10 protein-coding genes and 1 riboswitch are annotated in these 11942 nt (G+C 41.1%); of the genes, 5 read left to right on the top strand and 5 right to left on the bottom strand.

Features of this window, described 5'->3' with window-relative positions; all coding sequences use genetic code 11:
* Positions 1 to 33: 33 nt before the first annotated feature.
* Positions 34 to 165: riboswitch (FMN riboswitch) on the bottom strand.
* Between the two features lie 70 nt (positions 166 to 235).
* Positions 236 to 1144 (bottom strand): Rpn family recombination-promoting nuclease/putative transposase, encoded by a 909-nt coding sequence (locus DXB54_RS08925; protein ID WP_118694955.1) that lies wholly within the window; start codon positions 1142 to 1144, stop codon positions 236 to 238.
* Between the two features lie 180 nt (positions 1145 to 1324).
* On the opposite strand from DXB54_RS08925, the gene DXB54_RS08920 reads away from it, so the two are divergent.
* Positions 1325 to 1831, top strand: coding sequence for a YqeG family HAD IIIA-type phosphatase (locus DXB54_RS08920; protein WP_021937567.1), 507 nt, complete (start codon positions 1325 to 1327; stop codon positions 1829 to 1831).
* Positions 1832 to 1999: 168 nt separating this feature from the next.
* On the opposite strand, the gene DXB54_RS08915 is transcribed toward DXB54_RS08920, so the two are convergent.
* From DXB54_RS08915 to DXB54_RS08905, 3 genes are all read right to left on the bottom strand, one after another.
* A complete protein-coding gene (locus DXB54_RS08915) occupies positions 2000 to 4078 on the bottom strand; it encodes a hypothetical protein (RefSeq protein WP_021937568.1) in 2079 nt (692 codons plus the stop codon).
* 255 nt (positions 4079 to 4333) lie between these two features.
* Complete coding sequence (locus DXB54_RS08910; protein WP_118694954.1) at positions 4334 to 6112, bottom strand: MutS family DNA mismatch repair protein; 1779 nt, start codon at positions 6110 to 6112, stop codon at positions 4334 to 4336.
* 45 nt (positions 6113 to 6157) lie between these two features.
* Positions 6158 to 6451, bottom strand: a complete 294-nt coding sequence (locus tag DXB54_RS08905) for a hypothetical protein (protein WP_021937570.1) — start codon at positions 6449 to 6451, stop codon at positions 6158 to 6160.
* A gap of 244 nt (positions 6452 to 6695) precedes the next feature.
* On the opposite strand from DXB54_RS08905, the gene DXB54_RS08900 reads away from it, so the two are divergent.
* The 4 genes from DXB54_RS08900 (at position 6696) to DXB54_RS08885 (ending at position 10061) form a co-directional block, all read left to right on the top strand.
* Positions 6696 to 7154 (top strand): hypothetical protein, encoded by a 459-nt coding sequence (locus DXB54_RS08900; protein ID WP_118694953.1) that lies wholly within the window; start codon positions 6696 to 6698, stop codon positions 7152 to 7154.
* A 74-nt stretch (positions 7155 to 7228) separates the two neighbouring features.
* Positions 7229 to 7822: a hypothetical protein gene (locus DXB54_RS08895; RefSeq protein WP_118694952.1), complete on the top strand. Its 594-nt coding sequence runs from the start codon at positions 7229 to 7231 to the stop codon at positions 7820 to 7822.
* Between the two features lie 15 nt (positions 7823 to 7837).
* A complete protein-coding gene (locus tag DXB54_RS08890) occupies positions 7838 to 8782 on the top strand; it encodes a DUF2156 domain-containing protein (protein ID WP_118694951.1) in 945 nt (314 codons plus the stop codon).
* Between the two features lie 31 nt (positions 8783 to 8813).
* Complete coding sequence (locus DXB54_RS08885; RefSeq protein ID WP_118694950.1) at positions 8814 to 10061, top strand: 6-phosphofructokinase; 1248 nt, start codon at positions 8814 to 8816, stop codon at positions 10059 to 10061.
* Positions 10062 to 10371: 310 nt separating this feature from the next.
* On the opposite strand, the gene DXB54_RS08880 is transcribed toward DXB54_RS08885, so the two are convergent.
* The gene (locus DXB54_RS08880) at positions 10372 to 11940 is read right to left on the bottom strand and encodes a glutamate synthase subunit beta (RefSeq protein ID WP_021937575.1); all 1569 of its coding nucleotides are present in this window, start codon (positions 11938 to 11940) and stop codon (positions 10372 to 10374) included.
* Positions 11941 to 11942 lie beyond the last annotated feature (2 nt).

Raw genomic sequence — 11942 nt, 5'->3', positions numbered from 1 at the left:
ATATTGCTTTAGCTGTCTCTATCCTGATCTCATATCTTACTTCTCACATCCAGACTATACTGTCGGCCCCGGATTCTCACCAGGTCATGCCATGCGGCTCGCGGGCTTATAGCTTCCATGCTAAATACCGCCGGTGGAGACTTTCACTCCGCCCCGAAGAATATTAATTTTATTGACGGGTAAAGGATACCACATATGTTTGAATTATGCAAGCCCATAGAAAAGCTCATACATACTATCCCTCAAAGCCTAAGGCCTCCATAGCACCCGCTGCAGTCTTCTGATCGTAACCATTATTTACAAGTTCTTCTGTGGTTGTATAATTATTGGTCCTTGCAGCCTTAATCGCTTCTAATAACTTCTCCTGTCCTTCTTTAATGCCCTTATCCACTAATCGTTGTGCAACTTCACACATACTGCCCACTCCTTCCTTGTCATTCAATAACACCTCATACCGATCATCGCCGGTCACCGCTGACAATAGCTTCAGCACCTCATCCACATGCACTATCTCTGTAGGATCATCAGGAACATAATCTCTGTTCATTCTACGTTTAACAAAAAAATTTACAACGACCTTAAAATCACTGGTAAATTTTCCTATCTGCTCCTGTGTCAGCCAGGATATCTCAAAGACATTTACATTAATGTCATTTATGTACTTATCTAATCCGGCCGGTATGTTTAACAATGACTTTAATCTTTTGGATTTTTTCCAATGCTGCTCTCCAAAATACAGCACAAGTGTAACCACCGGTTCCAGTGCTTTCTGATCCAACTGACTTCTGTAGGACGCACCCTCATACCCAAACACTCTGAGGGGCATTCTTTCAAGAACCTTCATTTGATTTTCCAATCCAAAAAGAGAAAGCTTAACACCATTTTTCTTCCAATGCTTAGCCACATCTCTTTCCTGTTCGTGGAGTTTTCCCTGTTCATCTCTGTACTGAGAATGAACCGCCACATTTTCAAGTTCATCAGGATTGACCTTTTTCTCTCCATCAAACAAAAGAACATTTACAATGTCTGCAAATACATCATTGTAATCTTCCAAAAGCTTTTGTGTTACATCTTTAGTTCCTATTTTTTCAACCTCACTTCCATATGACATTACTTCAAACGCAAGCAAGGCTTCTCCAAGCATTTTTCATCCTATTATCTAATTACATTCTATTTGCAAATATCCTTTTTGGCAATGGATAAAATCTGAAATTTCTGTGACGCTTTTCTAAAAAAGATTTTATATAATACAGGCATGTCCCGGTTGTAAGGACGGTCATGAAATGTTATACTTCCCTTGAATGATTTAGAAAGGAATTCCCCTATGTTCAAAACTTTTTATCCAAAAGAATACTATTCTTCAACTTATGTTATAGATTTCAGAAAATACTACGATATGGGCTTTAGGACCATATTATTTGATATCGACAATACCCTGGTGACCCATGGTGCTCCGGCGAATAAAAAAGCCATCCGATTATTTGAACGGCTTAAGACTATAGGCTTTAAGATATGTCTGGTTTCAAACAATAAGGAGCCAAGAGTGGCCTCCTTCAACGCCAAAGTCAAGGCAGATTACGTCTACAAGGCCGGCAAACCTCTTAAAAAAGGCTATCTTGCCGCCCTTGATAAAACGTCCTCAGACATTGAACACACCCTCTTCGTAGGGGACCAGCTATTCACCGATCTGTGGGGTGCAAATAAACTTGGCATTTACTCAATACTTGTTAAACCAATAGATAAGCACGAGGAGATCCAGATCATATTAAAGCGAATACCTGAGAAGCTCATACTCTTCTTCTATCTGAGAAAACACAAACTGATTAAATAGTGCCGCCTGATCATCAGGAAAAACGATAGCATTTGTCATGATAATTTTTGTAATGTAATGCTATTTCCGAAAAAAACGCCCGGGTCGTAAGGCCCGGGCGTTTCTCGTTCTTTGTTCTTTTCTTTGTTGTTTTATATGTTCTTTGTTCTTAATAATTGTTCGTATTGATTAAGCAAGCATATCAAGGTTAAGTCTCTTGATAACCTGGAAGGTCTTTGCTCTGAGCTCTTCTGCGTCAAACTGTGTGAGCATTGTGTCCTTATCGAACTTGGTCTTCATAAGTGAGCTTAAGAGATCCTCGATGTATGACTTAACATACTCAACATTCGCCTCTGACTTATCCTTAAGAGTTACTACAATGTTGTCGATAGCGTCGATAACACCTGACTCCTGCTGCTTAACAGGTGCCTGACCTGACTCATCTGAAAGCTCGATAACCTTACCTGTCTTTGTAATGATAACCTTCTTGTTAGGAGAAGCAGCAGCCTTTGAAGTTCCCTTCTTGTCAAGGATCCTGTTTACAACCTTTACAAGACATGCAACCGAATATGTTGCTTCTTCCTGGGTTGGCTTATCAAGTCCCTTGTCAACATGCTGATGCCATAACCACTCTGACTTGCATAACATTTCTTCGATAGTTGCGTCTCTGAGAAGTCTTAAGAGGTCATTGCTCATAGCAGCACCCTTGTTCTTACCGAAGAATCCACCACCGCCTGATGTTCCTGCACTCTCTGTCTCATACTTAGGAGGAAGAACACACTTGTCATATGTTTCCTGAAGATATCTCTTAGCTGTGTTAAGGTCATAACCAGAGCTGATGATAGGTGTCTTACCCTTGTTAAGTCCGTTTACGATCATGTCCTCAGCAGCCATGAACAGAAGGTGCTTCTGTCTGTCATCGATCATCTTCTTGATCTCGTAATTTGTCTTGCTCTTCTCAAGGATAGAATTCTTTCTAACCTTGAATGCCTTGATCTTCTCCTTTACGCTGAAGAACTGCTTAAGGAGGTTAGGATTGGCATTTACATAGTTGCCGATCCAAGTAAGCTCAATGTACTGGTGCTCGATCTTGTTTGAAATCTCGTATACGTTGTATCCATCAAATACAACATTAAGCGTTGTATACAAGGTTTCAAGTATCTCGTACTTCTCCTCCCATGAACGTGTGGACATGTCGCTGTTTACGATAGCCTTTATTCCGCACTCATGGAATACAAGATTATATTCATAGAGACCTTCGAATATATTTGTCTTACCGGTGAGCTGTGCTCCTGTTCCAAGAGTCTGAAGGTTCTTCTTCATCTCAGGTTCGTCCTCGATATACTTGTATACCTTCTTTACGAAGCTGGCAACCTCACCTAATAATGTATCGATCCTCTTGTTGTAGATCTCCTGCTTTGAAATAGCAGAAACAACGCTTCTTGAGAGAACACTGGTGCTCTGTGCACTGTTGCAGTTTCTGATAAGCTCCTTAAAGTTCTCGTAAACTGCAAGGTTGTCAATAGGTATAAACTCTGCATTAAGTCCGTAGAACTCAAATGCCTTTGCGTAATTCTTATCTGCTATATATGCATTAAAGAGACCAATGCTGAACTGGATCTTATAATCATTACCCACATGTGGATCCTCAACAACATAATCGAAGAGAACCTCAAGGTTATTGATATATGCGTCTGATCCTGCTGATGAAAGAGGGAGCTCCATCTCCATGACAACATTGATAAGATCAAGATATCCCATAACCGCCTTATCAAAGTTCTTAGGTCTGTCATCATCCTCAAGGATCTGATAGCTTACATTGATGAGAAGCGGTGCAATCCTCTCTCCGATAAGTCTCATTGCCTCTGGGAACTTCTCTGTCTGATAGAGATAAATAAGCCAGATACTGTATCTGTAGATACCTGTTGCGCTTATAGGAGCATCAATATCGCTCGGATCAATATCTCCGTAAATAAACTTGAACAATGGCTCTATCCATTCTTCAATCTCATATCTTCCTGTAGCCTTGATATTAAAGTCTACAAACTCGGCTAATTCATAGAGCTTTGTACACTGTGCCTTAACATCATCATCTACCATCATGGATGACAGATCAAAATTGCTGTCCTTCAAGTAATCAATAACAAGAGCATAAAATCCGTCTTCAACCTGCTCGTTCAAAAATCTTATGAGCAGTCCCTTGTTATTGGATGCTGCTATGGATAGAACATTATTATCACTACCTGCGGCTATATTTGCTGGTAACATATTCTATTCCTCCTTTATATGTCGTTTTTTGTATTCTTTGGATAAAAATAATCTTATATTTGTACTATATCACAAAAAAAATTTCCATTCAACAATCTTTTTAGTAAATTTCACAAATCGGCATTGTGCATAATTGTGCAAAACCACACAAGGGCTTTTCTACCGTAATTTTAGTAGATTTTACAAGGAAACCCGCCATAAATGACGGGTTCTCTCAATAACTTATTAAACTTATATCCTGGTGGAGCAATCCTGTTAATCCAGACCTGCCATGTGAAGTATCGCCATGGCATTTGTGGTGGTACAGCGTCCATCCTTCTTTCTGTAATCAAATTTAAGCTGGTCGCCCTCATAGTATTCTTCAAAATGATAATTTGCAGCATGACTGCCATCATAATTCTCAATATCACACAATTCAAAATCGTGGGTGGATACCATAGTCATTGAAGAAGCCGCTGAAAGCTTGCTGATGACCCTTCTGGCTCCCACTATCCTGTCGGCGGAATTCGTTCCTTTAAATATCTCATCAATGAGACACAGCATAGGTTTGTTGCACTTTCTGTACTCCACCATGCTCTTTATCCTGAGTATCTCCGCATAGAAGGTGGATATTCCGTTGCTTACATCATCGGTAACCCTCATGGATGTAAATATCTTCATGTAGTCAGCCTTAAAGGTATCTGCACACACGGGTGCACCGGCATACGCCAGCACAAGATTAACTCCCAGAGTCCTTAAGAATGTGGTCTTACCTGACATGTTTGATCCTGTTATGATGGTGGTTCCCCCCTGGAAATCAGCGTCATTTGCAACTACAACGGAAGGCTCTATAAGGGGATGCCTCAATCCCATACCTTTAACCGATACCTTTTCATGTCTTGTGACCTCCGGATAACAGGCTGCCCTTGTGGTATCTATAACAGACAGGCTTATAAGCTCCTCAAGTCTTGAAACTGCCCTGATCCAGCCCTCAACGTACTCTCCGTTTTTGTTCTTCCAGCGATCCATCATCACACCCAGATGAAAGTCCCACATAAGAAGACCACATAACAACTGATGAACTACAGGATTATATCTTATGTTGAAGGCCGCACATATTGTCTTAAGCTTCTTTACAGACTCAAGTGCACCACTCTCCGCAGAAATACTCTGCTTTATATCCTTTAATATGTCGGCCTGAAAATCCTCCTCGGCTATCATCTCAAACATCCTGATGTAATCCTCAAGAACATAGCCAAATGACACCATTGGCATAACCGCCTGTCCTGCCACGCCCGATGTTCCCCATGCAAACAACAGCACTGCGAAAAATGATATCACCGGATATGCATAGCTTATTCGGGAAGCTGCCGCCAGCACAATAAGAGTTATTGTCACAACCGGCAGTAAAAATCTCAGCACATTGAATATTACAGGAATATGAGTGTCTCCGTTGCAGTACTCCACAAATACATCTGAGGTGTACTTTTTCTTTTTACCCATTCCCGCCTTAACGCCCAAGGCTTCAAAATCCACTACAAAATTCTGCTTTCCCGCCAGTTCCTTCACTGCCGCCTGCCGCTTAACTATTTCATCAGGCATGAAATCCGGATTCTTGAGTGTTGCCGCAAGGGTACGTTTACCATCCTCTGTACCACATACATTTACAAACTGATACAATGAATTAGGTCCAAGGATATCCATGTCCCTTGCCACCAGGTCTTCATCTGTCAGATATTCGCTGCCATCCTCAGGGAATTTCTTCCAATCATCAGAGTATCTGCTTATATATCTCTCACACACCAGCTTCTTTGCACGGGCATACTCAAGGTTTTCATTTACCCGTCCATGAAGAAATACCAGTGCCACAAAACCCACAGCAGCCGCCAATCCAGCCACAAGCCATACGGTCTTACTGTCGTACACACCTATTATGATACCTGCCGCCATAACAAGGAATACTATGAACCTTACGGTGCCGTATACAGAATATCTGTGCTCAAGTATCTTTATCTCTTCTTCAAGCCGCTGCTTTTCCTTCTCAAATCTATCCATATACTACCAATCTCCTACATCCATCCGATCTGCATCTACTTACGATTATTTCTTCTTATTCCCGGCAGAAGTCTTCTTATCTCCCCCAGATATCTTTTTGTCTTCTTCGTCAGTATCCTTTGCCTTTTTATTCTCCGGCGGATCCACATAAACTGTGCACAGCCCCTGCTTCTTAAGCAACACAAAGAAGCCTATCAGGCATAATATTCCCACTATCATCGTTCCTATTCCAAATGCGAATTTGCCCAGATAAAAGGCTAACAATGCACCTGCTATCAATAACAGTATTGAACAGGTAAGATAGTTCTTCTGTGCTTCATATAATTTTTTCTTCTTCATGATCATTTTCCTCTTTCCTAGTACACTGCCTTCGGACTGATATCCTGCATAGCAGATAGCTATCTTTTATATTATATCATTTGTCCCTTATTCGCAATTTAATTATGTGGGGTTAATTATTAAAATATCATAAAAAGCTTGTTTCTACCCTGTTTCAGAATATATTCGTCTTGTGTTTTGTTCATAATCATATTAGAATAGAAGTAATATTTTATGAAAGTCTTATTTTATGGAGGGCATTATCATGAGCAAGAACAAATTATTAAAGACTGTTGTAGCTGCTGCCGCCATCGGCAGTGTATGTTACGTATTCAGAGACAAGATAAAGGCAAGCACAGCTTATCAGAAGTTGGATGAGAAGATCGATGTTGACGACAAAGTATCAAAGGTAAATGAGAAGGTTGCAAAAGTCAAAGACAGCATAATGGAGAAAATGCCTGTAAAAGACGAGACCGACAGGGATTATTTCTCACTGGACGACTATGCTGCCGAGCCTGATCCTGAGGATATAGCAGCCGAGGAGGCAAAGGCAGAAGAAGACACAGAGCCGGCGGACATAATTTCCGAAGATACAGACACCAAGGATAATGCTTCAGAAGATACAGAAACCGAAGCTTCTCCTATCCTTTATGAAAATGAAGGTCTCACAGATACATCAGATGATCTTGAATCAATAGACGATACCGGCAGAATGGATTTTTAAGGATTGATAAATCTACTACTTATGTAGTATAATGTGGGCGTTGTTTAGAAATAATATTGAAAGTAGGTAACAAAATGGATTCGGAAAGACTTAAACTTGTCCTGGTCTGTGGTCTTGTTATTCTGTTGATTGCACTTATCATCTGGACTGCTTCAGTTGTTAAAAGCAGAATGAGTACCAACCGCACCGTTGTTATAGAAAACAACCGTATCGAAGGTGCCATAGCATATGATGAAGCTCATGCTACCAGTGACAAATACTGGTACAATAAGTACGATATGGACAGCGAGGACGAAATTGACAGACTGAAAGCCAAGCACTATTTCAATGATATCAAGGAATGTATTGACGATCTCATTATTGAAATGTACGATTGTGGATTTGTTCACACAGAAGAATTATATACTATTGCGTATGGAAAGGATGCCCTCACCCCTGACGCTCCTATATTCAAGGTGTATGGTGAGGATGAAGATGAAGATCTCGAGCTTCCTCCATTGTCAAATGAAGCAAAGGAACAGATCTTGTCCAAATGGGAAGAATATGTTGACGGTCTGTTCGAAGAAGTTGTTATCGAGACTTCCCAGAATGAGATATCTCTCATCAAAGATTCTCTCAAAAAATATGGACATAAGGATCTTGCAGTCCTTTTAAAGTGTCCTGAATAAGGATGTAAATACATTATGGATTTTATAAACCCATCTTTAGAAAATATCGACACCTTAAAAGAATATCTGGGTTCATTGAATATTAGAAACTGTGTCTTCGGCATAGCAAATAATATATTGTGGTCCAGACTTTACGAAACAGTATATACCATTGTAGACGATATGATGGTATTCGTGGGAAAAGAAGAAGGACATCCTTCTTCTTTTACTTTTCCCATCAAAAAAAATTCAAGCTATCAGGACAGCCTTAAGGATGAAGACTATCTTAAGGAAGCAAAGAAAGTATTTGACCGGATGGTGAGCTACTTTGAAGAGAACTCTTCTGTCCCGGTGATCGCAGAATGTACCGGAGCACAGGCCGATATCATCAGCAACTGGTATCCCGGCATGTATATCCGTGAGGAAAATCGTGACGAGGCAGACTATATCTATCTGTCAGAAAAGCTCGCAAGCCTTTCGGGAAGCAAGCTCCACGGCAAAAGGAACCATATCAACAGCTTTCTCAAATCCCACCCGGATTATATATACGAGGATGTCACCGAAAACAACATAGATGACTGTCTCTACGTGGCAAGACGCTGGGTACACAACAACTATGGTCCTGACAGAGAACTGGATATGGAGCACCGCTACGAATACGATATAATAAAATATTCCCTGGAGCACATGAGGGAGCTTAATATGATCGGAGGTCTTATAAAGGTGGACAACATTCCTGCCGCCTTCACCCTTGGTGAGGAGCTGACAAAGGATACCTTTGATGTCCATTTTGAGAAAGCCGACGATACCATCAGAGGTATATATCCAATGATCAACCGGGAATTTGTGTCCAGAAGACTTATGGATTATACCTATATAAACAGAGAGGAGGACATGGGTATAGAAGGCTTACGAAAGTCAAAGCTGTCCTACTGCCCTGCTATCCTTTTTGAGAAATTTATAGTACGCAAATGCATGTAACATACAGATAATATTAGGGAGGAAATTACAAATGAACGATAACTGTATAGTAGCACAATCAGGAGGACCTACCGTAGCAATAAATGCTTCTCTCGCAGGCGTTATTGACGGAGTAAGAAAAAACGGAAGCTTCACAAGAGTATTTGGTGCAATACACGGAATAAAGGGAGTTCTTGAGAACAATCTTATGGATCTTTCATTAATGGCACTATCCAAGTACCCACTGGTAAATACTCTTGAACTGAGTCCTGCCATGTACCTGGGTTCCTGCCGTTATAAGCTGCCTCACTACAATGATGATGAAACACCTTATAAAACCATATTTGGCAGGTTTGAAGAGCATAAGATCGGTGCTTTCTTCTATATCGGCGGCAATGACTCAATGGATACAGTTATGAAGCTGTCAGAGTACGGCAAGAAAATCGGCTCTGATGTGAAGATTGTGGGTATACCAAAGACCATTGACAACGATCTTATGATAACCGACCACACACCGGGATTTGGCTCTGCTGCCAAGTATGTAGCCACCACAATGCTTGAGGTTGCCCACGACACATATATCTACGACATTCCAAGTATCGTCATAGTTGAGATCATGGGACGTGATGCAGGCTGGCTCACCGCATCCTCTGTTCTGGCAAGAAACCAGTACAGCCCTGCTCCACATCTTATCTACCTTCCTGAGGTTGACTTTGACGAAGATCAGTTCATTGAAGATATAAAAGAGAAATTAAAGACCAACAGAACTGTTATCATAGCCGTATCAGAAGGTATACATGACAAGGACGGCAATTACATCAGTGCCACCTCTGCAGTAGCCGACAAATTCGGTCATGCCCAGTTAAGCGGTACAGGAAAGGCTCTGGAGATGCTTGTTAAAGAAAAACTGAGCATCAAGGTACGCTCTATTGAGTTAAATGTGCTCCAGAGATGTTCAGCCCACATTGCCTCAAGAACAGATATCAACGAATCATTTGCACTGGGGCAGGCAGCAGTAAAATACGCAGCCACCGGCAAGACCGGTATCATGGCGTCTATCAACCGCATAAGCAACGACCCATACCAGTGGATCATCGAACCAACTGACGTTGCAAATGTTGCAAATAAGGCAAAATCCGTTCCTCTTGAGTGGATAACACCTGAGAAGAACGATGTGACAGAAGAAATGACTGCATATCTTCGTCCACTTATTATCGGAGAGGTATCATTACAGTACAGAGACGGGCTTCCGGCATACCTTGATGTAAGTCACTTAAACAAGCCTGTGGTTGAGGAGTAAAGTTAATATTATATACAAGTTCATATTCAGGATTTTTATGTTTTGTGCATTTTTACCTTGAAATTAAAATGGCGGATTTACCTTTGTGCAGTATTGACAATCAGGCAAATTTCGTCATTTTTATTTTAAACAAACTTTTCAAACCTTTATATTTTTGTACATATTCTGTTCATATTTATATTGTAGTATAAATACAGTTCTTAAATTAATAATTTTTTTCTTTTGTTGTTTTAAAAAAGCCCCGATCTGATCGGGGCTTTTTTATTTCCTGTAACAATGTTAAAAACACGTTACACTTCTATCTTCATTTTTAATCCTGCATATTTGAGTAACCCATAAGCATGGTGTCTACCTCAACTGCTGCTTCTCTTCCTTCATGTATTGCCCATACTACCAGCGACTGGCCTCTGTGCATATCACCTGCGGCAAATACCTTAGGAACATTTGTGGCATACTTGTCAGGGCCTTCTGTTTTTACATTTGTCCTTGGATTAAGCTCCACACCGAAGCTCTCTGCCACATATGTCTGGCAGCCTAAGAAGCCTGCTGCAATAAGGACTGTATCACATTCTATAACATACTCACTGTCAGCGATCTCTGTCATATTCATACGACCTGTCTCAGAATCCTTCTTCCAGTCAAGCTTTACGCATCTGGCAGCCTTAACATTTCCATTCTCGTCCTTTATAAACTCCTTAACAGTTGTCTCATAAATTCTTGGGTCATGTCCGTATACTGCAATAGCCTCCTGCTGACCATAGTCTGTCTTGCAGACTCTTGGCCATTCAGGCCATGGATTATTTGCAGCTCTGGTATCAGGAAGCTTAGGCATCATCTCAAGCTGTACAACATCTGCTGCGCCCTCTCTTACGGAGGTTCCCACACAGTCATTTCCTGTGTCACCGCCACCGATAACTAATACCTTCTTACCTTTAACATTTACATATTTGTTATTTGCAAATTCAGAATCAACCAGGGACTTGGTTGTAGTCTTAAGGAAGTCCACAGCGAAGTATATTCCCTTGGCATCTCTTCCCTCTGCCTTGATGTCCCTTGGATTTGAAGCACCGCAGGCAAGAACTACAGCATCGTACCGGTTAAGGATATCCTCAGCCTTAACATACTTCTGGTTTGGATTTTTAAGGTATTCCTTCATCGGATCGTCCTTGGCTACGGAATTATTCTTCATTGCCTTTCCCGGACCAACCTCTGTATTCGTAATAAAGGTTATGCCTCTCTTCTTAAGGTAGGATATCTTCCTGTCGATAACCCATTTCTCAAGCTTCATATTAGGGATACCATACATAAGAAGTCCGCCCGGCCTGTCGCTTCTCTCATATACAGTCACGTTATGGCCTCTTGAATTAAGCATATCAGCCACAGCAAGTCCGGAAGGTCCTGAGCCTATAACAGCCACAGTCTTATCTGTCCTTACCTTAGGAGGCTCACTTGGCACAAGATGCTGCTCATAGGCATTTTCAATAATAGCTCTCTCATTTTCCCTTACAGACACCGGATCTCCGTTTATGTTACAGGTACATGCCTTCTCGCACAGAGCAGGGCACACACGACTTGTAAATTCAGGGAAGTTATTTGTCTTAGCAAGTCTGCTGTAAGCATGCTCCCAGTTATCATTATAAACCATGTCATTCCACTCAGGTATCAGATTGTTAAGGGGACATCCTGAAGTCATTCCACAGATCATCATACCTGCCTGACAGAAAGGCACACCGCAGTCCATACATCTCGCCGCCTGTATCTTCTGTTCTTCCTTTGAAAGAGGAATATGGAACTCATTAAAATTCTTGATTCTTTCCTTTGGACTTATCTCAACACTTGTCTTTCTTTCATACTCCATAAATCCTGTTGGCTTTCCCATAT

The sequence above is a fragment of the Coprococcus sp. OM04-5BH genome (assembly GCF_003482105.1).
In the GTDB taxonomy this organism is placed as follows: domain Bacteria; phylum Bacillota; class Clostridia; order Lachnospirales; family Lachnospiraceae; genus Coprococcus.
Note: the sequence above shows the minus strand (reverse complement) of the source record. Positions and strands in the feature narration are given on the sequence as shown.

Coding starts and splice junctions, on each gene's coding strand:
- DXB54_RS08900 (WP_118694953.1), top strand. CDS start 6,696: ATGAGCAAGAACAAATTATTAAAGACTGTTGTAGCTGCTGCCGCCATC.
- DXB54_RS08905 (WP_021937570.1), bottom strand. CDS start 6,451: ATGAAGAAGAAAAAATTATATGAAGCACAGAAGAACTATCTTACCTGT.
- DXB54_RS08925 (WP_118694955.1), bottom strand. CDS start 1,144: ATGCTTGGAGAAGCCTTGCTTGCGTTTGAAGTAATGTCATATGGAAGT.
- DXB54_RS08915 (WP_021937568.1), bottom strand. CDS start 4,078: ATGTTACCAGCAAATATAGCCGCAGGTAGTGATAATAATGTTCTATCC.
- DXB54_RS08920 (WP_021937567.1), top strand. CDS start 1,325: ATGTTCAAAACTTTTTATCCAAAAGAATACTATTCTTCAACTTATGTT.
- DXB54_RS08910 (WP_118694954.1), bottom strand. CDS start 6,112: ATGGATAGATTTGAGAAGGAAAAGCAGCGGCTTGAAGAAGAGATAAAG.
- DXB54_RS08885 (WP_118694950.1), top strand. CDS start 8,814: ATGAACGATAACTGTATAGTAGCACAATCAGGAGGACCTACCGTAGCA.
- DXB54_RS08890 (WP_118694951.1), top strand. CDS start 7,838: ATGGATTTTATAAACCCATCTTTAGAAAATATCGACACCTTAAAAGAA.
- DXB54_RS08880 (WP_021937575.1), bottom strand. CDS start 11,940: ATGGGAAAGCCAACAGGATTTATGGAGTATGAAAGAAAGACAAGTGTT.
- DXB54_RS08895 (WP_118694952.1), top strand. CDS start 7,229: ATGGATTCGGAAAGACTTAAACTTGTCCTGGTCTGTGGTCTTGTTATT.